Source organism: Psychrobacter pocilloporae, from assembly GCF_029872915.1.
Lineage (GTDB): Bacteria > Pseudomonadota > Gammaproteobacteria > Pseudomonadales > Moraxellaceae > Psychrobacter > Psychrobacter pacificensis.
In genome coordinates this window covers 1139815-1161704 of record NZ_PGFT01000001.1, presented here as the reverse complement: position 1 = coordinate 1161704, position 21890 = coordinate 1139815, and the positions used below count along the sequence as shown (strand labels likewise).

15 protein-coding genes and 1 pseudogene are annotated in these 21890 nt (G+C 44.9%); 12 read left to right on the top strand and 4 right to left on the bottom strand.

Annotated elements, in window-relative coordinates; all coding sequences use genetic code 11:
- Window positions 1-150: 150 nt before the first annotated feature.
- Entirely contained in the window at window positions 151-363 is a 213-nt protein-coding gene (locus CUR83_RS05100; protein ID WP_058024164.1) for a hypothetical protein, read from the bottom strand.
- A gap of 364 nt (window positions 364-727) precedes the next feature.
- Here CUR83_RS05100 and CUR83_RS05095 point away from each other — a divergent pair, with 364 nt between their 5' ends.
- The 5 genes and pseudogenes from CUR83_RS05095 to CUR83_RS05075 all read left to right on the top strand — a co-directional run bounded on the left by CUR83_RS05095 (window position 728) and on the right by CUR83_RS05075 (window position 7902).
- Window positions 728-2362 carry a DUF389 domain-containing protein gene (locus CUR83_RS05095; protein ID WP_284719239.1) on the top strand — a complete coding sequence of 545 codons (1635 nt, stop codon included), beginning with the start codon at window positions 728-730 and terminating at the stop codon, window positions 2360-2362.
- Between the two features lie 146 nt (window positions 2363-2508).
- The gene (gene alaS / locus CUR83_RS05090; RefSeq protein WP_284719238.1) at window positions 2509-5181 is read left to right on the top strand and encodes an alanine--tRNA ligase; all 2673 of its coding nucleotides are present in this window, start codon (window positions 2509-2511) and stop codon (window positions 5179-5181) included.
- Window positions 5182-5497: 316 nt separating this feature from the next.
- Entirely contained in the window at window positions 5498-6784 is a 1287-nt protein-coding gene (locus CUR83_RS05085; RefSeq protein ID WP_058024167.1) for an aspartate kinase, read from the top strand.
- A gap of 411 nt (window positions 6785-7195) precedes the next feature.
- A pseudogene (csrA, locus tag CUR83_RS05080) lies at window positions 7196-7363 on the top strand (carbon storage regulator CsrA); the annotation flags it as partial.
- A 164-nt stretch (window positions 7364-7527) separates the two neighbouring features.
- The gene (locus CUR83_RS05075) at window positions 7528-7902 is read left to right on the top strand and encodes a HopJ type III effector protein (RefSeq protein ID WP_071003534.1); all 375 of its coding nucleotides are present in this window, start codon (window positions 7528-7530) and stop codon (window positions 7900-7902) included.
- Window positions 7903-7983: 81 nt separating this feature from the next.
- Here the strand turns inward: CUR83_RS05075 and CUR83_RS05070 are convergent, their stop codons facing one another.
- Together CUR83_RS05070 and CUR83_RS05065 are read right to left on the bottom strand one after the other, a co-directional pair.
- Complete coding sequence (locus CUR83_RS05070; RefSeq protein ID WP_284719237.1) at window positions 7984-8295, bottom strand: YeaC family protein; 312 nt, start codon at window positions 8293-8295, stop codon at window positions 7984-7986.
- An 83-nt stretch (window positions 8296-8378) separates the two neighbouring features.
- A complete protein-coding gene (locus CUR83_RS05065) occupies window positions 8379-9383 on the bottom strand; it encodes an NAD(+) kinase (protein ID WP_071003532.1) in 1005 nt (334 codons plus the stop codon).
- 272 nt (window positions 9384-9655) lie between these two features.
- Here CUR83_RS05065 and CUR83_RS05060 point away from each other — a divergent pair, with 272 nt between their 5' ends.
- The gene (locus CUR83_RS05060) at window positions 9656-10378 is read left to right on the top strand and encodes a Bax inhibitor-1/YccA family protein (RefSeq protein ID WP_071003531.1); all 723 of its coding nucleotides are present in this window, start codon (window positions 9656-9658) and stop codon (window positions 10376-10378) included.
- Between the two features lie 100 nt (window positions 10379-10478).
- Here the strand turns inward: CUR83_RS05060 and CUR83_RS05055 are convergent, their stop codons facing one another.
- Window positions 10479-13277 (bottom strand): heavy metal translocating P-type ATPase, encoded by a 2799-nt coding sequence (locus CUR83_RS05055; protein ID WP_284719236.1) that lies wholly within the window; start codon window positions 13275-13277, stop codon window positions 10479-10481.
- A gap of 437 nt (window positions 13278-13714) precedes the next feature.
- On the opposite strand from CUR83_RS05055, the gene mrcB reads away from it, so the two are divergent.
- The 6 genes from mrcB (at window position 13715) to purH (ending at window position 21700) form a co-directional block, all read left to right on the top strand.
- Window positions 13715-16219: a penicillin-binding protein 1B gene (gene mrcB, locus CUR83_RS05050; RefSeq protein ID WP_284719235.1), complete on the top strand. Its 2505-nt coding sequence runs from the start codon at window positions 13715-13717 to the stop codon at window positions 16217-16219.
- 46 nt (window positions 16220-16265) lie between these two features.
- On the top strand, window positions 16266-17078 hold the full coding sequence (locus CUR83_RS05045) for a tetratricopeptide repeat protein (RefSeq protein WP_071003527.1): 813 nt from the start codon (window positions 16266-16268) through the stop codon (window positions 17076-17078).
- A gap of 68 nt (window positions 17079-17146) precedes the next feature.
- Window positions 17147-18073, top strand: coding sequence for a 50S ribosomal protein L11 methyltransferase (prmA, locus tag CUR83_RS05040; protein WP_284719234.1), 927 nt, complete (start codon window positions 17147-17149; stop codon window positions 18071-18073).
- Between the two features lie 159 nt (window positions 18074-18232).
- Window positions 18233-19459: a DUF3426 domain-containing protein gene (locus CUR83_RS05035; protein ID WP_093068918.1), complete on the top strand. Its 1227-nt coding sequence runs from the start codon at window positions 18233-18235 to the stop codon at window positions 19457-19459.
- 247 nt (window positions 19460-19706) lie between these two features.
- The gene (gene fis / locus CUR83_RS05030; protein ID WP_227674247.1) at window positions 19707-19970 is read left to right on the top strand and encodes a DNA-binding transcriptional regulator Fis; all 264 of its coding nucleotides are present in this window, start codon (window positions 19707-19709) and stop codon (window positions 19968-19970) included.
- A 149-nt stretch (window positions 19971-20119) separates the two neighbouring features.
- Window positions 20120-21700, top strand: a complete 1581-nt coding sequence (gene purH / locus CUR83_RS05025) for a bifunctional phosphoribosylaminoimidazolecarboxamide formyltransferase/IMP cyclohydrolase (RefSeq protein ID WP_093068915.1) — start codon at window positions 20120-20122, stop codon at window positions 21698-21700.
- The last annotated feature ends 190 nt before the right edge of the window (window positions 21701-21890 follow it).

Sequence of the window (21890 nt, the reverse complement as noted above, 5' to 3'; positions counted from 1 at the left end):
CTAGATCGCTATCAGCATTTATTACCAAGTCAGCACTTACTACCAAAAAAGACCTCACTATTGAGGTCTTTTTTACGTTTGGCGACGCTTTAGCGTTTTTACTATTAGAACCAACATCATCTGAGCATCAAGCCAAAATCTGATCATCCGTTATACTTTATGACCATCTTCGTTACCAGTGATGCTGCCGATTTTTTTGGCAAAGAACATGGTGATGGGAATAGATGCCGCTGCACCCACTGCGACCGCTATTTGCATATGTGCGATCTCATCGAAACCCATAATGAGCGTACCGATGATGACAATCCCTGTGGTGACAGTGCCTGCTATGATGTAAATGACAGCAAATAATGGCCAGTTCATGACTTAATCCTTACTTTATGTGTGGGTATAGTTACTTTATACGCCATATCCCTACTAAAGGTAAGTATTTAATATAGACGCCAGCCTCATACATTTTGGCTGACTTATTCTAAAACCCATGTTAACATAAGGGTATTTCTCACTCATATTTCGCTATCTTCATTAATACTCATTTCTTATAAATTTTTACTCCGATTCCACTTTACATTCAGCCCCTCGATCATACCCTTACTACGATACCTCTTTCTATTTTGCCCAATGTCATGTCTAGCACTTTGCTTTTGCACAAAAAAAAGACAGCTTGTCGCTGATTTTTCATTACAATAATGGTTTTATTTCAACTGACTAATAAAGCCCAATTGCTATGACCGCTTCTGATAATACGTCACAACAAAAAAAACCAGACACCGCTTCTCAGATTTCATCTGATATGACAAAAGAGACATCTGAGAGAAAGATCGATGATGCCCATGAACCCGAACAGACCACTGAACAGGAGTATGCAACCGAAAACAGTGAAGAGGAGTCGCTCTCTGAAACAAAAATCGTCATGACCTCACCAGAGCCTGATGTCGTCATTGCCACGCTAGACGCGCCTGATGATGACTCAGATCAATCTGAATTATCCAGCCCAAACGCAGACACAGCCGCTCACGCATCAAAGACAGCGTCTGAGGCTTTTCATCAAACACAAGAAGATCCAGACACTTCCGAAGCGCCCAACACTCATGTTAGCCAACCTGTCGAACCCATTTCGATCGATCATAGTATCCATGAAAATGATCCTGCCGTTGCTGACGTCGATGATCATCTAACCACAGAGTCTGCAACGACAAACACTAGTGGTGAAAATGTGGAGAGTGATGACGACGAGCAACAGTCAGAAGAAAAGATCAAAGATGAAAGAGAGGCCAAGCTAGAATCCTACAAGCAATTCGTGGCCGAGCAGTTTAGCGATCAAAAGATAGACTATCCTGAAGTCCGTGTCACGATCGAGGCCAACGCCCTACCAAGTAAAATGTACTTTGTAATGAACACGCTATCAGCCATTATTGCCAGTTATGGCTTGGTGACCAATTCAGCCGCAGTGGTTATTGGCGCGATGTTGGTCGCCATGATGCTCGGTCCGATTACAGGTGTCGCCTTAGCGATTATTGACTACCGTATGCCACTGTTGCGTAAGTCGTTGCTCACCGTGTTAGCGGGGGTATTTTTGGTGATATTGGTCGGCTTTGTGGTGGGTCTATTGCATCAAGGTCAACCGCTGACCAATGAGATTTTGTCTCGTACCCAGCCCACGTCTATGGACTTGATGATTGCACTGGCTGGCGGTACGGCTGGTGCATATGCGATGGTGTCTCCGCACCTGTCCGTCGCCGTTGTTGGGGTTGCTGTGGCCACCGCCTTGGTGCCCCCACTCGCGGCCAGTGGCATTTTATTTGCCAATGGCGAGATACAGATGGGGCTAGGTGCTGCCTTATTGGCCCTGACCAACATCATTGCCATTCAGTTTACTAATGCCATGGTACTGTGGTTTTTAGGCTTCAGGCGCTTGGTCGATGATGATTATGAATCGGGCACCTATTTGATATTTTTCCGTCGAAATGCCGTCACCCTATTGTTACTGGTCGGCTTGGGCATTTATCTTACTCTAAACCTCAATAGCAATGCCAAGCAGCAGACCTTTGAAAACAATGTCAAAGAAGCAATTAATGAACATTTTATCGATCAAGGTAACGTACTGACCAACATACAATTTGAAAAAAACAATGGGTTCCAAGTCATTCGTGCCGTGGTACGCGGTGAGACCAGTCCAAATTCACAAGATGTACAGCAGATCGAGGATGTGATTACCAAAGATATGGCAAAAAACTTCCCCAAATACTTGCCTATTAAATTGCAATTGCGCTACTTGCCAGTGCAGGTCATTGAGTCTGATCCATTAATCAAAGACAAGCTTGATGAGACTGATGCGGTAATTTTGACCAATTCACCATGATGCACCCTATATGAGCGGCAAATCATGAATGGACTATAACGAGCAGTTGTAACTCTTGTACCAAGAGCTTAGGCGTTTGTGCTAAAATCGCTTGCAAAATTATTTTATGTCATTTACTCAATTCTATCCGTCAGTAAGGAGCCGCTGTGAGCCAGCCATTTCGCTCAGCCGATATTCGCCAAGCCTTTATCGATTTTTTTATAAGCAAGCAGCACACCCAAGTTTCATCGTCTAGCTTGATTCCGCATAATGATCCAACATTGTTATTCACCAATGCCGGTATGAATCAGTTTAAAGAAACCTTTTTGGGCATGGAGCCACGTGACTATACACGTGCTGTGACCTCGCAGAAATGTGTCCGCGCTGGTGGTAAGCACAATGACTTGGACAATGTTGGCTACACTGCCCGCCATCATACGTTTTTTGAGATGCTTGGTAACTTCTCGTTTGGCGATTACTTCAAGCAAGCAGGTATCGAGTATATCTGGGAGTTTTTGACCTCAGATCAGTGGCTCGCGATTGATAAAGATCGTCTGTATGTCACCATTTATGAGACTGATGACGAAGCCTTTGATATTTGGCACAAAACCATTGGTCTGCCAAGTGAGCGCATCATTCGTATCGGTGATAACAAAGGGGCACCGTACGCCTCAGACAATTTTTGGACCATGGGCGACACCGGTCCTTGTGGCCCTTGCACCGAAGTGTTTTATGACCATGGCGCTGAGATCGAAGGCGGCTTGCCCGGTACGCCAGAAGAAGATGGCGATCGCTACATCGAGATTTGGAACTGCGTCTTTATGCAGTTCAATCGCCAAAAAGACGGCACGTTATTGCCGCTACCTGCGCCAAGTGTCGATACTGGCATGGGGCTTGAGCGTATTAGTGCTATCATGCAAGGCGTCCATGGTAACTATGAGATCGATCTGTTTACCCATTTGATGGATGCGGCAGCTGAGATCTTAGAGATTGACAATGAACAGCAGTCTTCACTAAAAGTCATCGCTGACCATATCCGTGCTGTGGCCTTTTTGATTGCTGATGGCGTCACACCGAGCAACGAAGGTCGTGGCTATGTATTGCGCCGTATCATTCGCCGTGCGGTACGTCATGGCAACAAGCTTGGCGCTGATAGTGAGTTTTTCTATAAAATGGTTGAGCCGCTCGTGGCTGAAATGGGCAGTGCTTATCCAGAGCTAGTAGAAAAACAAAACGTGATCGAAAATGCGATTCAAAAAGAAGAAGCGCAGTTTGCCAAAACATTGGCACAAGGTCTGCGTTTGCTTGCCAGCGAGCTTGAAGGTCTAAAAGATGGCGATACGCTATCTGGCGAAGCGGCCTTTAAACTCTACGACACCTATGGCTTCCCAATCGATTTGACCGCAGATATCACGCGTGAGCGCGGCATTGCTATTGATGAAGCGGAGTTCGATGAGCACATGCAAGCACAGCGCGAACGTGCTCGTGATGCAGGTAAGTTCGATGTCGATTACAGCAGCGTCATCCAAGTCGAGACGCCAACCGTCTTTGTTGGTTATGAGCAACTTGAAGAAGAAGGCGTGACCATCGACGCGCTTTATCAAGATGGCAACCCAGCAGATAGCTTAACGGAAGGCGCAGAAGGCGTGGTGGTATTGGATCGTACGCCTTTCTATGCTGAAGGCGGTGGTCAAGTGGGTGAGCTTGGTGAAATCCGTACCGAATCAGGTGTCTTTGAAGTACAAGATACCAAAAAATCTGGTCAAGCCATCATTCATTATGGTGTGGTGACCATGGGTGATATCAAACCCAAGCAAACGGCGGATGCCCACGTGCTTTCAAGCATTCGTGCAGCCAGTGCCAAAAACCACTCTGCCACTCACCTATTACATGCAGCGCTAAGAGAAGTCTTGGGTGATACCGTCACGCAGAAAGGCTCATTAGTCTCAAGCGACGTCTTACGTTTTGACTTTGCTTATGATAAGCCTGTCAGTGCTGCTGAAATCATGCGAGTAGAGCGTCTCGTCAATGAGCAAATCCAAGCCAACACTCCTGCTCGTATTGAACACATGTCGATCGATGAAGCCATGAATCAAGGCGCGATGGCATTATTTGGCGAAAAGTACGGCACTGACGTTCGCGTACTAACCATGGGTACAGATCGTATCGTCGATGGTCAGCGCAAGCCTTTCTCTATCGAGCTTTGCGGCGGTTTACATGTACAGCGTACTGGCGATATCGGTATGCTAAAAATCACCAGCGAGTCAGGTATCGCTGCGGGGATTCGCCGTATTGAAGCCGTCACGGGCATGAACGCGGTCAAAAACATTCAGCAAAGCGAGCAGCAACTAAGCGAGTTGGCAAGCCAGCTAAAGGTCAAACGTCCTGAGGTCGCCCAGCGTGTGCGTACCATGGCAGATAAGCAACGTGAGCTTGAAAAACAACTAGAGCGCTTAGAGCAAAAAATCGCCAGCGCTCAAGCTGCCAACTTACTCGATAATGTGCAGACTATTGCAGATACGCCTGTGCTTATCAGCACCTTAAGCGGTATCGATGGTAAATCCATCCGTACGCTGATGGATGATATCAAATCAAAACTGCCTGATAGTGTGATTGTATTGATTGGTGATAAAGATGACCAATTAGCACTAGCCGCGAGTGTCGCAAAATCTGTTACTGCTAAAATCAAAGCGGGTGATATCATTCGTCATTTAGCCAGTGAGCTTGGTGGTAAAGGTGGCGGTAAACCTGACTACGCACAGGGCGGCGCACCAAAGTCTGATAACAGTACTGCGGTCATCAATGCCCTACCTGCTTGGATTGAAACCCAGCTTAGCTAATCATAAAAAGCCCAGTAACTCAGCGCCTTACTTTGGTTTACTGGGTATAAGATACGTGATTGGTTATAGCAACTATAACCAATCGCCATACATCTAAGCGGTACTGATACTTAAAGTTATGCAGTAGATATGGTATAAAGGTCAACGTTTGACAATATTGCTCATTCATGACAGTTGATGCAGTACCAATAAACGAATGACACATATAGGGCATAACTCTTACAATCTGGCTTTATCTATACACGCATGGACACGTGTCGCATTGAGACTGATCCATGAGAATAAAAGGTCATTAATGAATAATAGGTAGATTTTTATGGCGTTAATAGTACAGAAATACGGCGGCACCTCGATGGGCAGTATCGACCGCATCAAAAACGTCGCCAAACGCGTCAAACGCTGGCATGACAATGGTCATCAAGTCGTGGTCGTGGTCTCAGCCATGAGCGGCGAAACCAACCGTTTGATTGATCTAGCACGCCAAATCAGTAACAACCCTGACCCACGTGAATACGACCAGATGGTCTCAACCGGTGAGCAGGTTTCTATCTCGCTACTCGCGATGGCGATAAAAGAGCTTGGTATTGGTGCGCGTTCAATGACTGGTCGTCAAGTCGCGATCAAAACCGATAACGCCCATAATAAAGCCCGTATCGAAAGCATCGATGATAAAAACATACGCGAGCAGCTAGATGCCGGCAATATCGTCATTGTGGCAGGCTTTCAAGGTATTGATGAAGAAGGCAATGCAACCACATTGGGTCGCGGCGGTTCTGATACGACAGGCGTTGCGATTGCAGCGGCTTTGGGTGCTGATGAATGTCAAATTTATACTGATGTCGATGGCGTTTATACCACTGACCCTCGCGTAACCTCAAAAGCCAAAAAGCTTGAAAAAATCACCTTTGAAGAAATGCTTGAGATGGCAAGTCTTGGCTCCAAAATCCTACAGATTCGCTCAGTAGAATTCGCTGGCAAATACGGCGTACCACTGCGCGTCCTATCTAGCTTTGATGAAAACACTGACGGTAGCTTTGACCAAGAGTTTCAAAACAACGTGGGCACCCTAATTACGATAGACGAAGGAGACAATATGGAACAGGCAATCATCTCAGGTATCGCATTCAACCGAGACGAAGCAAAAATCTTAGTGCGCGGTGTACCCGATCATCCTGGTATCGCCTCTGCTATCTTAAGCCCAATTGGTCGTGCCAATATCGAAATCGATATGATTGTCCAAAACCTCTCGGATAATGGTACCACTGACTTTACATTCACGGTCAATCGTACTGACTTGGACAAGACGCTAAAAGTGCTTAATGAAGAAGTCAAAGACGAGATTGGTGCCAAAGAAATATCAGGCAACAGCGAAGTGGTCAAAGTCTCACTAGTTGGTGTTGGTATGCGCTCACACGCAGGAGTTGCCAGCCTCATGTTCCAAACATTGGCTGAGAACAATATCAATATCCAAATGATATCGACCAGCGAGATCAAAGTGTCTGTTTTGATTCAAGACCAACACTTAGAAAAAGCGGTCAAATCACTGCACACTGCCTTTGGTCTTGACCGTGAAGACGGCGAGAGCAAAATCGCTGGGCTATAAGGCCAAAAAACTGTTAAAATACAGCTTTAGCATTGATGGTTATCTATTAACCGCTATTGACAACTTTGCATCGTATGTAAATAAATAGCATTTCGTTTAAACAAATAGCCTCCAAATAAAAACAGTACTTAAATAAAATAGGATCTTTTTAGATCCTATTTTATTTTTTAGCATAGTTGAAATGAGCATTTACCCAATAGTTTTGTGAAAAACCGTGACAGTATCTGTTATGCCACCTATAATGGGCTTTCATTTGGGCTAAATGAATCTACCTATCATTGCCGTGGTTTGCACAATGTCGAGTATGGTAATTATTGATATATTACTTACTGAGTGCTGCGGTGATGTTCTGCAATTGAGAAGTAATCTGATGAGTAATAATCTGTTGATGCGACATAAGGAGTGTGACGCATGTTAATTTTGACACGCCGTGTGGGCGAAACGCTAATGATCGGCGATGAAGTCAGTGTGACGGTATTGGGCGTCAAGGGCAATCAAGTACGTATCGGTGTGAATGCACCTAAAGATATTGCCGTACATCGCGAAGAGATTTATCAACGTATCCAGCATGAGCGCTCTGTACAGTCGCAAATGCAACATCTTGAGCAAGGCAATTTTTCGCCGTCGTTCGATGACGAAGACTACTTCAATCGCTAATTTATAATACTTAATGCTCAACGACTAATGAGCATACATAAGCATTATATTTTTTATTTTTTAAACTGCTCTGAGGTCATTTATTTATGAGTATCCGCCAATCAGATGTATCGGCTCTACTTAATGGTTTGAATAAAAAAGCCATTGGATTCAATGATGTTATCAGCTTTATCGATGATTTTTATCGCTATTCGCCTGCCCCGTTTGTCAACGGTATGGTCCATAATGCAGCGGGCGAAAATGAAGGTAGTGCAAAGATTTTTGGATTCGCTAAGCATCACGGTTTGAATCAACTGGACACGCTAAAACTATTCGGCGAACATTATGCCAAAGTGCAAGCAACGCCTAACGGTACTGACCATGCTAATATTCGCAACTTTTTGCATTGGGGCTGGCAAGGATTTTTAATGCAAAAAAATCCGCTAACCATTCGTCCTAGTGTTGATACAACTGCGATCTAAGTATTACTTAGTATGTAACTATTAATAAAAAAGCCACGCTCATGAGCGTGGCTTTTTTATTAGGGACTCATCGGGTTATCGTTACTTATTACGAAACTTCACAGGTTGTACCGCCCCTTTCGGGTTCGGCATATTAGGATAATGATGCTCATGCTCGACATCACACTCAGCGCCCACGGTAGCGCCGTCCTCTTTTACTGGTTTGTGGATATAACCGATACGCTCGTTAGGAGGTAGGTGCTCGTGCTCCCATACCATCACCGCTTGCATACAAGTTTCTCGCTGCTCAGCGGTAATTTTGCGACCATCAGGCCACTTACCTAACTCAATCGCCATGCGGAATTTATCAACCACTTCCGGTGTTAGACTGGCTAGTATTGTTTGTTTATCCATCTTGCCTACTCTCCACTACTATTTTTTCATCATATTTTTTGATGGCTATTGGACGATTTGAAAACATGCTCTAATAGATGCGCTCATTCATCATCTATAATATCATCATCGACATCCAGACTGAATTCTTCGGCATGTACGTTCCAGTGCAGCTTGGTACGACAGGCTTCATAAAAGTCAAATCCAGGCGGATGCAGTAAAGTGAGCTTATCAGGGTGCTTACGAATATATAAGCGCTGTTCTTGCTCAAGCGGTACGCTTGGTTTGCCATCTGCGCTGACCATCGGCTGCGTACGATTGTCTTCATGAATACGAATACAGACCTCACTATTACCACTGACAACAATCGGGCGACTAGACAACGTATGTGGGTGCATAGGCACAAGACAAATCGCATCCATACTGGGATGAATGATGGGGCCACCACCAGATAGAGCATAAGCGGTTGAACCAGTCGGTGTCGCTGCTATCAGGCCATCACTATGCTGCCTGTAAACATCATGTCCATCAATCTTCATCTGAAAATCGATCATATGTACCGATTTACCAGCGTGCAGTACGATGTCGTTCAGCGCCATGTCTTCATGAATGATTTTACGCCCTTCTCGTATCTCCATCGTCAATAAAAACCGATGATCCAGCTGATAATCGCCCATCAATACTTGGCGTAATTTAAAAGCCGCTTCGTTGGGCTTTACATCTGCCAAAAACCCCAAACGACCACGGTTAACCCCTAATACTGGGACACGGTAGCGTGCCAATGCTTCGGCAGCATGCAATATCGACCCATCACCACCAACAACGATGACCAAATCGCAAATCTCACCAATCAAGCCACGCTTAACGATTTTGACTCTTTCTACTTCTGTGAGGTTAAGCGTTGGTAAGTTGGCTGTTTGTACATCCATGATCAACGTCAAGTTCATCTCATTGATGGTTTGAGCAATCTGTACCAGACTTCGCGTGACGCTGCGTTTACCAGCACGGCCCATCAAACCAATACGCCTAAAAGCAGGATTTTTGATAGCGTGGAACAGCTCTGACTCGTGTAAGTGTGGCAATCTTGCTGACTGCGCTGAGTTTTCCATAAAACGACTCGGTATAACGGTGAAGTACAGGGTAATAATAGCGATAAATGCGCGCTTAGACTAGCATGTTTATGAATTATCGTTGTTAACTGTCGTAACTGGCCCCATATAAAATATATCAGATGCCTTACTCATGCTTGCTTGTCTGCTTGGGTTTTGAGACTACTAGGTTGAGCTGTAACGGCTGTCACGCAAACACAGTTGACAATAACGGCGGTTTTGCTAAAGTAGCAGCATCTCTATTTTTATATTTTATTATTAAGGACTTATGTATGGCCAATCCTATTGTCAGTCGCGCAGAACTTGCGATCGGCGGTAATCCAATGACGGTCAAAGGCGTTATTCAAAAGACCAGCCTGTTACTTGGGTTATCAGCTATTACTGGTGTGGGCTTTTTCTTTTATGCGCTTATGGCAGGTTTATCGCAAGGTTTTATTACCATGGCAGCCTTTGGTAGCATGATTGCTGCGTTTGTTCTTGCTCTTTTTATTACCTTTAAACCACAAAAAGCAAAGACGTTGGCGGTGCCTTATGCCTTGCTAGAAGGTATCTTTTTGGGCGGTATCTCATTATTTTTCATGAGAATGTATCCAACCGTCCCAGTCACGGCAATGTGTGCGACCTTCGTCACAGCAGCAGTCATGCTAGGACTGTATCGCTCAGGTTTGGTAAAAGTTACTGAAAAGTTCCGTTCTATCGTGACCTCAGCCGTTATCGCTATCATGCTAGTTTATGTAGCACAGTGGGTACTGTCTCTAGTATTTGGCTCAACCTTGCCATTCTTGTTTGAAGGTGGTGCTATCGCTATCGGCTTTAGCTTGTTTGTGATTGTTATTGCCTCTTTTACGCTATTATTAGATTTTGACAATATCGATCGCGGTGTTGCTATGGGTATCTCAGAAGACTACGAATGGTTGTTCAGCATTGGTATTCTTGCCACGCTAGTTTGGATGTATATCGAATTTATGCGTCTGCTCAGCTATCTACAAGACTAATCAAATAATTCGATAGTAAATCTGTATAAAAAAAATCGCCTGAGCTATTGATAGTTGCAGGCGGTTTTTTTATGGGCAAACTTTGAGAGCTATAGTTCAACTAAGCCCGTTTCAGGCGTAGCGCGTTTAACACCACAAACAATGAGCTAAGTGACATGCCGATGGCAGCAAGCCATGGTGGTACATACCCTAAAGCCGCTGGTATCAGCACGATACTATTATAAGCCAAAGCCCAGCGGAAGTTTTGCTTAATAATACGTTCGGTTTTATCAGAGATACGTTTGGCCGCAGTGATGGCCTCAATTTTCCCATTTAAGATAATACTGTCGCTAGATACTTGTGCCAAATCTGCAGCACCAGCAATCGAGGTGGATACATCTGCCGCTGCTAACACTGGTGCATCATTGATGCCATCACCCACCATCAGTACGACAGCGCCTTTAGATTGTAACTGCTGGATATGGTTGACCTTGTCAGTCGGTGATAAGCCATTATAAGCGGTCTGCATGCCTAAACTCTCAGCCATCACGAGCGCTTGCGGGCTTGGGTCCCCCGTCAACATCACAGACTCAATGCCTAGACCTTTGAGTGTATCGAGCATCGATTGGGTACTATCACGTACCTTGTCATTAAAATAAAAGCACGCCAGCGCTTGCCAGTCATTTGTATCAGGTTTCTGGCTCGATAAGACAACGGCGGAGCTGGCACGCTGAGCGACCAAATCAATGTTCAAATCATTGCTCGTATTGACCTCATTGGTACTGCCACTGGTTTTATCTAACGCAAAATTCACATGACCAATGCGATATACCATGCCATCAATCATGGCTTCTACCCCGCCTGCGGGATAATGCTGCATGGCCTGCGTCGATGGCAGATGTAACTGATAGGCAGCGGTAAGCAGCGCGTGTGCAATCGGATGACGACTCCCTACTTCTAGGGCAGCTGCGATTGCTAATAGTTTATCTTTTTGTGCTGTTGATGCTGAGTTATCAGAATCAGTCTGGTTTACTGGCTCGATTATCTCAATATTTAATAAATTTGGCTTCCCATAAGTAAGCGTACCTGTTTTATCAAAAGCAACATGTGTAATTTCAGCCAATGTTTGCAGCGTATGCCCGCGAGTCGTCAAAAAACCATAGCTTGCCAGACGATTGGTTGAAACAGTCAAAGCAATTGGCGTCGCCAATGACAAGGCGCAAGGACAAGTGGCAACCAATACGGCGACTGTTGCCCAAATAGCTTGGCTTGGATCGACAATGTACCAGCCAACAAACACTAAAACTGATAGCACTAAGATACGCGCCACAAACCAACGTGCCAGTTTATCTGCTTGCTGTGCAAGTTTAGGCTTTTCGCTCATGGCGCGGTTCATCAGTCTATCAATCAGCCCTATTTGACTGTCTTTTGGTAATGCCGTCACCAACATCTCAAACGGCTGGCTATCGTTTTGCGCACCGCCAACAATATAATCGCCTTGGGACTTAATGATTAAATCACCTTCGCCTGTCAGTAGGCTTTGCGAGACTGTTGCAGTAGGACTTAACAAAATACCGTCACTGATAATCTCAGAACCCGCTTCAACCAAAATAATGTCACCCACTTGCAAGCTATGAGCCGTCACCATCTGCTTTGATGCTATATTTTCCTCTACCTGTGATAACGCATTTTGTTGATGACGTGACTGCTGCCAATCTTGAGCAATACCCGATGTGAGCTGATGAACATTGGCATCAACACCCTTCATAAAGTTAGGCATCATTTCTGTCGTCGCATCTGATACCTTTTTTGCCTCATTTTCGATGGCGTCACCTTGTTGAGAGTCATTTTCTTTCAGCAGTTGTAAAATACGCTCTGCTGCTGATTTGTCTTCAGCCACTTTTTGTACCAATACTGGCTCTACTACGACCAGATCATTGGCCATGGTCGCAGCTTTTAGACGGGCATTATGTTCGATATAGCGTCCTGCCAACAAAAAGAAAATAAACATACTGACGGAGTCATAGTATGTCTCCCCTTGCCCAGTAATGGTGGCATATAAACTGGCAAAGAAGGTGATAATCAAAGCAAGGCTAACAGGCACATCCATATTGACCTGGCGCGCACGAATCGCTGACCATGCGGAGGTAAAGAAAGGAATACCGGCATAAAAGAAAACAGGCGTACTAACAAATAAAGACACCCAACGCAAAAAGTCACGCTGAAATATCAACATGTCGCTATATTCACCAAAATAAAGCGCAACGGCATACATCATTGCCTGCATTGAACCGAGTGCCGCGATACCAAGACGCAATAGCATTTGGTTGTTATGACGCGCCAGCATGGCTTCATGGGTATCTTGCCGATAAGGCTTGGCATCATAGCCAATCTCATTGATGACCGCTAAAATGCGGCTAATCGGTAACTTATCTTCATTCCAAATGACCCGCATACGCTGGTTGGTCAAATTCACCTGACACTTACTAATGCCTTCTAGCTCATCGAGACGTGACTCAATCAACCATGTACAGGCCGCACAGCGCAAATTATTAACAGACAGCTCCGCCACCGACAGCCCATCTTGCGCATATACGAACTGCGACTTTATCTCGTCATGATCATATACCTCAAGACGCGTCAGCTGGGTCGGTAAGCTTGCTGTACGGTTAATCTCCGAACGGTCAAGATAATATTGCTCAAGACCAGCCTCTACGATGCTCTGAGCTGCTAACTGACAGCCCATACAACACATCTCACGCGACTTGCCTAGAATCTCAGTATGAAACGGCGGCTTGGGCACTGGATCACCGCAATGGAAGCAGTGATCAGCAAGGGGTAGCACCAAGCCATCAGTGATGGAGTTGTCTTTATAAGGATGATTGGTAGCAGATGATACTGATGATGGGATACTAGACATAGTCGCGCTTACTTCCTTTGACAGGCTTGCTCAAAATGCATTCATTTAAGGCAAACTTGCTCTGATTGACTGTACTGTACGTCGTGCAACAGAGCCACTTTTCATCACATGAATATCACTATTGTTAGTAGCACAATATTGATAACAAATGGCTAATAGCAAATAACTAGCAACGGCGGATTCATACAAAATACATCATGGTACTTATCATAGATTGTTATCTTACATGGCGTTTATTAGCCCAATTGAAAGATGCTGATACTTGATTACAAGTATCAGTATTTTAGTAGAGATTATACTACAAGCAATCACCCTAGGCAGTACCAATGCTTATGGTCTAATCCCAATGTATGTCTGTGTTGACGATGATAGATTGAAAAATTTGTCAATTTGCGTCATTATGAGGCAGTTTTTTATCCAAAAATGGTGCGACATCCGTGCAAAAATCCAATTTTAAGTTACCAAATACCAAGCTATCACCATCATCTAAGCCTGCTAGGAATACCTTACCTTCACAGCAGCGCGGCTTGGTATTTAGTAGTCTTCTCTTAATTACTATCATCGCTGGCATGGTGCTATTTGCACTGTATTTGGTCAAGCTTGATCGCACCATTACCCATAAGTTTGAAGGCAAGCGCTGGGACATTCCAGCTAAAGTGTACTCACAGCCACTTGAGCTATATCAGGGTGCCAATATCGATAGAGATACGATGAAAACGTGGCTAGAGTTGCTTAATTATCAAAGCAACAAGTCTTATGATCGTACTGGCACTTATCATAGATCGGGTAATACTTATTTTATCCATACGCGCGGCTTTACCTATAGCTCAAGCGATATAGATGCTGAGCAAGTCATCAAAATGACCCTTGCTGGCAATAAAGTTGACTCTATTCAAAGCACCTTACCTGCCAAAAGTGGCATCATTCGTCTAGAGCCAGTGAGTATCGGTGGTATCTATCCAGACAGTAACGAAGATCGAATGGTTGTCTCTTTAGATGACGTGCCTCAGCCACTGATTGATGCATTGATTGCCACCGAGGATCGCGCGTTTTATGAGCATAAAGGCGTCTCGATACGCGGTATCGCCCGTGCCGTAATCAATAACTTTACTGGTGGTGCTAGGCAAGGTGGCTCGACCATCACCCAGCAGCTGATCAAAAACTTTTACCTCAACTCTGATCGCACCCTAAAACGCAAAGCCAATGAGGCGTTGATGGCGGTACTGCTTGAGCTGCATTATAGTAAAGATGAAATTTTACAGACTTATTTGAACGAAATTTATCTGGGTCAAAACGGCAATCGCTCTATCAATGGTTTTGGTTTGGCCTCACAGTTCTATTTTGATAAACCACTTAACGAGCTGCGTATAGATCAGCAAGCCATGCTAGTTGGTATGGCAAAAGGCCCAAGTATTTACAACCCACGTCGTAATCCAAATGATTCAAAAGCTCGTCGTGACGTGGTGCTTGGTAACATGTTCGCAATGGGCACGCTAAGTCAAGAGGACTATGACAAAGCCTTAAAAAAGCCGCTCGGTATCGTGGACAAGCCTGCTGAGGGCAAGAGCCAGTTCCCTGACTTTTTGGACATCGTCAAACGTGAGCTCAATGATGTCTATTACTCTGATGATCTCAAAAATGAAGGTCTAATCATCATTAGTACCCTAGACCCTATTGCTCAGTTGGCAGCAGATAAGGCGGTTGATAGAAAACTGGGCGAGCTGCGCCGTAGCGGTAGCAAAACCAAAGACTTACAAGGCGCGCTCGTCAGTGCCAATCCTGAAACTGGCGAATTGGTGTCTGTCGTCGGTAGTGGCAGTGAGTTCACAGGCTTTAACCGAGCAGTTGATGCCAAGCGTCAAGTCGGCTCTTTATTGAAGCCAATCATTTATATGACCGCGCTTGAGAGTGGTCGTTATAACTTAGCAAGCTCGGTGGATGACTCACCTATCACAGTCAATCTGAATGATGGTACCGATTGGAGTCCTAAGAATTATGACAACCGTGATCATGGCTATGTACCACTGACCACAGGACTGTCGCAATCTTATAACCAAGCGGCGGTACGCTTAGGTATGGAATTTGGGGTTGATACTTTTGCCAAACAGCTAAAACGCATGGGGGTTAAAGAAGAAATACCAGCATACCCATCGGCGCTATTAGGGTCTGTCAATCTGAGCCCGATGGACATGTTAGGTATTTACCAAGTCTTTGCGACTGGCGGTTTCCGCACACCTATTCATAGTATTCGCACGGTTATTGATGATCGCGGTCGTATTTTGCAGCGTACCGGACTCAATACTCAGCGCAGTATTCCACCTGAGACCAACTTTTTGACCAACTATGCGCTACAACAAGTGGTGTCAAACGGTAGCGCCAGACGGGCTCAATCACTTGGCAGCAATCTGAATCTCGCCGGCAAAACGGGCACGACAAACGACTACCGTGATGCTTGGTTTGCAGGCTACAGTGGCAACTACGTCAGTGTTGTTTGGGTTGGTCGTGATGACAACAAGCCCATTGGCTTGAGTGGTGGTACTGGTGCTCTACCGGTTTGGGTCGATTATATGAAACGCCTCAAACTCACTCCAGTAGCGCTACCAGAGCCAGAAGGTATCGAATGGTTGTGGCTCGAGAACAACTCAGGCAAGCTGTCTAACGAACGTTGTGCCAATGCTCGCTACTTACCTGTCATGTCAGCACATTTACCAGAGGAAGCCAGTAGCTGCGCGCTTAGCTTGTATCAACAAGACCGTGCTCGCGAGCAATCTCAATTCCAAAATCAGCAGAGCGCGATCAATGAGCAACGTCGTCGCGAAGGTTTAGATATCCCAAACGGTGAAGCGGTTGATGCTGGTGATTCAGAGGACAGTAATGGACAAAATAATGAAGGTCAAGACCGCGCTGACACATGGTATGACCGTGCTATTGAATGGTTTTAACATTATTTTTAAAATGTAGCGTCTGATATTTAAAAAAGGTCTCAATATGGTCTCATTTCTACAGCAGTCTGCCTCTGTGACACAAACAATGTCTTGGTGGCAGAAAAAATTTGCGTCAGTGAATACTCTAGTTGTAGGTGGCATTGTTTGTAGCATGCTAAGCCTCAGCGCATGCCAGACTGCGCCAGATAGCTCAGCTGCGATGAAAACAACACCTATTCAAACAACCCCATCATCACAGCCGCCAGTGACATCGACCACCACTGTGACTCAGGCACCCATCGTTGAAGCAGATGATGAGAACGAATACCCTATTGAGCCTTATACTCCACCCGAAAAGCTCGAGTCGCCGAACCCATTGACCCAAGAAACGCCTGTATTTGAGCCGCCTACTCCAGTGGTGACAGAGCCTAATCTGGGTATTGCCATACCATCACGCAATGACTATATCATCTCTGAGCCCTCAGCACCGTCACACAATGATCTACTAGAGCAGGCAAGAAAAAACTCACAGCAACGCTCTCAACAATCAGCAAGTAATAACAGTAACTTGCCTGCATTTCGTAACTTGATGCAGGTAGGCGTTAATCAACTGAAATCAGGACAATTAACGAATGCTGAAAACAGCTTTACCCGTGCACAGCGCTTGGCCCCCAAGTCGTCTGCCGTATATTTTTATCTGGCGCAAGTGGCATTGAAAAAGAACCAACCTCGTAAGGCAGAAGCGATGGCACGTCGTGGCCTTAGTGTTTCTAAAAATGCCAGTCGCAGACGAGCGCTGTGGCAAATCATTTTACAATCAGGGCAAGCTCAAGGTAACTCACGCGTCGTTAGTGAAGCAAGACGAGCTTTACGCTAATAACCGCTCACTACAGTTATCATTTATCCAAAACATACATTTATTTTTTTTAGCTTAGGGTTATCGTTATGGCATGGCAACAACTGCATTTACAATGTGAAAAATCAAACGTCGATTTGGCTGAAGCGCTTTTATTAGAAGCTGGCGCACTATCTATTGCCTTAGATGATGCAGGTGATCAGCCTTTGTTTGAACCACTTCCCGGTGAGTCACCGCTATGGGATGAAGTCATACTGACAGGGCTATTTGATGCCACCACTGATGATGGTAGCCGTCAAGCAGTTGAGCAGCTGAGTCATGAAATTGCCGCACAAGTACAGGCTACTCGTATCTGGCTAACGGCTGTTGATGACAAGGATTGGGAGCGCGAATGGATGAGTAACTACCATCCTATCGAATGCGCTAATGACTTGTGGATTGTGCCAGACTGGCTCACACCGCCCAATCCAGAGGCGACCAATATCATTATGGATCCAGGCTTAGCTTTCGGTACTGGCTATCATGCCACGACTCGTCTTTGTCTTGACTGGTTAACAGAGCAAGACCTGACAGATAAAGTGGTCATCGACTATGGCTGCGGCTCAGGCATCTTGGGTATCGCCGCTCTATTATTAGGTGCACGCCAAGTGTATGCAGTCGATATCGATCCACAAGCTGTACTCGCAACCAATCAAAATGCCGAGCGTAATCATGTCGGTGACCGTCTGCAAGCGTTCTTGCCCGAAGAGTTCACAGATTACTGCTCACAACATGATGTTTTGCCTGTAGAAGTGATTGTCGCCAATATTTTGGCCAAACCATTGATTAGTTTGGCCCCTTATTTCTTAACCCTGATTGCACCAAAAGGTCGAATCGTACTGGCCGGTTTAATCGAGTCACAGACTGAACAAGTCATGGAAGCTTATCAACCCTATTTTGCACTCGATCCAAAGCATGCCTTTACCGCGCAAGAGGACCAGCATTGGCAGCGTTTATCTGGTACATTTACTAGCTAGCAACATTTAATTACATCTGTTACGATAGAGGGCAGTCAAACGTCACAGGTTTGGCGCCACTCTGTCGTTGCTCATGATTTATAGAATTTCAAAAAGCATGGTAGCTGTTGGTGAGTGGCTAAGCGGTATAGATAACCATACTTTTTTGGATTCGACCCTATGACCACCCCAATGAAAACCCAGTGCCCTCATTGCCAAGCTTGCTTTAAAGTGCAACAGAATCAACTAAATAAAGCCAATGCTACTATTAACTGTACTCAGTGCCAAAAAAGTTTTTCGGTCAATCAACACCTTATTGTAACCCCTGATACCTCCAACAGCTTCTCCTCTCAACATAATACTGCTACAGCACATCACGAGACTCAATCCAAGCTGAGTAATAGACCTGAAAGCTCCACCAATAGTCGTAATCAAGCATCTAATATATCAAATACTGCAAAGTCCTCACTCCATAAAAAACGTTCAGCTGATATATTGATTCATGATGACTTAATCTATGATGATATGGATATCGATGAGCCAGAAGACAGCATTGTAGAATACGACTCACTAGACAGCATGGATGCTTGGTTGACGCAAGTGAGCGATACCAATGCTGCGACGACAACTGACAACGCGACAAACACACTTTCTAAAACCAATACCGATCGTATTGCAACAGAACATTCCTCAATGACTCAAGAAGTACTGAGCTCAACTGCTGCCAATGATATTCATGCGAGTATCAACGACACAGCTGATGACTCATGGCTAGAAACACTTCTTGAGGAACAAAATAAACGCGAAGCCAAATCAGTAGATAGCACAGATTTATCACAACTACTGATAGATATGGGTGTACCTCTTAGGGAAGAAGAAAATTCTGTTACAGAACGTGCAAACAAGGCGCAAGCACAGTTTGCGCCAACAGCCACAACCCATTCAATTGCATCTATCCTCTGGATACTGGGATGCTTAGTATTAGCACTATTACTTGCCGCGCAGTATGTTATGTTTAACCTAGAGACGTTAGTCAAAAACCCTGCCAATGCGCAGCGCCTCCAAACGGTATGCTCTATTGCGGCATGTAGCTTACCAAGCGCTGATCTGACAGCTTTGACTATTACCAATCCAAGTCATCGATCAAGTCAAATTAAAACCACAGGTACATTTAGCGATATCAGCGCGATATTGAACAACCAAAGCACAAAAGCACAGCTCTATCCAAATATAAAAGTCAGCGTTTATGGGACAGACAATCTCATTGGAGAGTTTATAGCAGCGCCTAACGACTATTTATTGGGTAAGCCAAGCCAGCTAGCTGCTAGTAATAACAGACAACTACTATTTACCATACCCGTTGACAATGCACAAATTCGCGAAATTACGATGACACCACTTTATTGAATGTTATTTTTAGTAATAGAATGAGCCTGACATATCGCTGACTTTAAGATAGCCGTCAATCTGTCAGCGCTAGACGATATTAATTTGATATACTATTATTCTGACATCTTATGGTTTGACTCTTTTTTCATTTCAAGGATATTATCTTATGGCACCTCATGCACAGCATCATGCCCATCATTTTGCTAAGAGCTCTGAGCATCCTGCCGACTATAATAAAGAAGATCATCACCTTGTCGCTCACGATATTGAGTTCCCGTTAGAAAGTGCTGCGAGTAGCGCACAGCAGCCTTTGCGTGTACATGTTGAGCGCGTCGTTCGCCAGTATTTCGCTATGCTAGGTGATGAGATGCCTACCGACTTGTACGAGCTTATCTTAAAGCAAGTCGAAGAGCCTCTATTGTCAGTGGTTCTAGAGAAAACTCGCGGCAATCAAACCAAGTGTGCACAAATCTTAGGCCTCAATCGTGGCACTTTACGCAAAAAACTCAAAACTTACGACTTAATGTAGCACTGCTATATGTGCTCACCCATTATTGCTAATCATCATGCATGGCAATTCAATGTGCATGGCTTTATCTATCGCGATATAGTCTACCGTTGTTGCCATCATCACCTTGCCAGACGTTTACGTCAGGCTTTTTTTATGGAAGATTTTTTATGAGTACAACCCCACTTGCCCTACTCTCGGTCTCTGATAAATCCAATATCGTTGAGTTTGCTCAAGGCCTTATTAAAGCAGGTTTTGGCTTACTCTCTACTGGCGGTACCTATCGATTACTTACAGAAAATAATGTCGCTGTGACGGAAGTGTCTGACTATACGGGCTTTCCTGAGATGATGGATGGCCGTGTTAAGACCCTGCATCCTAAAATTCATGGTGGTATCTTGGGACGTCGTGGTACAGACGATGCTGTCATGAATGAGCACGCAATCGAACGTATTGACTTGGTTGTTGTGAATTTATATCCATTTGCTGAAACGATTGCACGTGCTGACGTGACGATGAACGATGCTATCGAAAATATCGATATTGGTGGCCCTACCATGGTACGATCAGCAGCAAAAAATCATGCCCATGTAGGCATCGTGACCGATCCTGCTGATTATGATCGCGTACTGACTGCTTTAAATGGTGGCACTGAATTGACAACGGCTCTACGTTATGATTTAGCGGTTAAAGCCTTTGAGCATACTGCGCAGTACGATGGTATGATTGCCAACTTCTTAGGCAGCCGTGTCAATGAGACGCAGGAACCAGAAAACTTCCCACGCACATTTAATGTACAACTAGAAAAAGCGCAAGATCTGCGCTATGGCGAAAACCCACATCAAAACGCTGCTTTCTACACTGAAAATCATCCTTTAAAAAGCCAGCAAGCTTCTATTGCAACGGCTAAGCAACTGCAAGGTAAGGCGCTATCATACAATAATATCGCTGATACTGACGCAGCCCTTGAGTGTGTTAAAGCCTTTAGTGCACCAGCTTGCGTTATCGTTAAGCACGCCAATCCTTGCGGTGTCGCGGTAGATAATGACCAAGTAGCTGCTTATCGCACTGCTTTTAGCACCGATCCTGAGTCATCTTTTGGCGGCATTATCGCCTTCAACCGTCCACTGACGCTTGCTGCTGCAAAAGCCATTATCGATAATCAATTTGTAGAAGTCATCATTGCACCCAGCATTGAAGACGGTGTACTTGAAGCGACTGCTACTAAGAAAAACGTACGCGTATTAGTATGTGGTGAACTACCAGCACCAGATCAGCGTGATAGTCAGCTTGATTACAAACGCGTCAATGGCGGCCTACTCGTACAAGAGCAAGACCTTGGTTTGATTACGGCAAACGATCTAAAAATCGTCACTGACGTACAACCAACTGAAGCGCAAGTGGCAGATCTGTTGTTCAGCTGGAATGTGGCAAAATATGTCAAATCGAATGCCATTGTTTATGCGAAAGGTCAACGTACTATCGGTGTTGGTGCAGGTCAAATGAGCCGCGTTAACTCAGCCCGTATCGCTGCTATCAAAGCCGAGCATGCTGGACTGGCCACTGAAGGTGCCGTTATGGCCTCAGATGCCTTCTTCCCATTCCGTGATGGCATCGATAATGCTGCTGAAGTAGGTATCTCAGCTATTATCCAGCCAGGTGGCTCTATGCGTGATGATGAGACCATTGCAGCCGCTAATGAGCACGGTATTGCGATGGTATTCACTGGCATGCGTCATTTCCGCCACTAAACAATCATCTATTAGTTTAAGTCTGGAATTAGGGCGTGTTGAACATTCGACCATGGCACTGACAGCGACTATTTTTTAGGCGATTCGATGTTAAAAATAATAAGTTTAGTCATTCTAAGCGCTTATTTTTAACGATGAAGCGGCAAAAAAGAGTCCTGTCCCCTGCTTTTATCGTATTCGTGGTCACTAC

What these genes read in the sequence shown, in the direction of transcription:
- CUR83_RS05100 (WP_058024164.1), bottom strand. Translation starts at nt 363, where the DNA reads ATGAACTGGCCATTATTTGCTGTCATTTACATCATAGCAGGCACTGTC.
- CUR83_RS05095 (WP_284719239.1), top strand. Translation starts at nt 728, where the DNA reads ATGACCGCTTCTGATAATACGTCACAACAAAAAAAACCAGACACCGCT.
- CUR83_RS05085 (WP_058024167.1), top strand. Translation starts at nt 5,498, where the DNA reads ATGGCGTTAATAGTACAGAAATACGGCGGCACCTCGATGGGCAGTATC.
- CUR83_RS05075 (WP_071003534.1), top strand. Translation starts at nt 7,528, where the DNA reads ATGAGTATCCGCCAATCAGATGTATCGGCTCTACTTAATGGTTTGAAT.
- CUR83_RS05070 (WP_284719237.1), bottom strand. Translation starts at nt 8,295, where the DNA reads ATGGATAAACAAACAATACTAGCCAGTCTAACACCGGAAGTGGTTGAT.
- CUR83_RS05065 (WP_071003532.1), bottom strand. Translation starts at nt 9,383, where the DNA reads ATGGAAAACTCAGCGCAGTCAGCAAGATTGCCACACTTACACGAGTCA.
- CUR83_RS05060 (WP_071003531.1), top strand. Translation starts at nt 9,656, where the DNA reads ATGGCCAATCCTATTGTCAGTCGCGCAGAACTTGCGATCGGCGGTAAT.
- CUR83_RS05055 (WP_284719236.1), bottom strand. Translation starts at nt 13,277, where the DNA reads ATGTCTAGTATCCCATCATCAGTATCATCTGCTACCAATCATCCTTAT.
- CUR83_RS05045 (WP_071003527.1), top strand. Translation starts at nt 16,266, where the DNA reads ATGGTCTCATTTCTACAGCAGTCTGCCTCTGTGACACAAACAATGTCT.
- prmA (WP_284719234.1), top strand. Translation starts at nt 17,147, where the DNA reads ATGGCATGGCAACAACTGCATTTACAATGTGAAAAATCAAACGTCGAT.
- CUR83_RS05035 (WP_093068918.1), top strand. Translation starts at nt 18,233, where the DNA reads ATGACCACCCCAATGAAAACCCAGTGCCCTCATTGCCAAGCTTGCTTT.
- purH (WP_093068915.1), top strand. Translation starts at nt 20,120, where the DNA reads ATGAGTACAACCCCACTTGCCCTACTCTCGGTCTCTGATAAATCCAAT.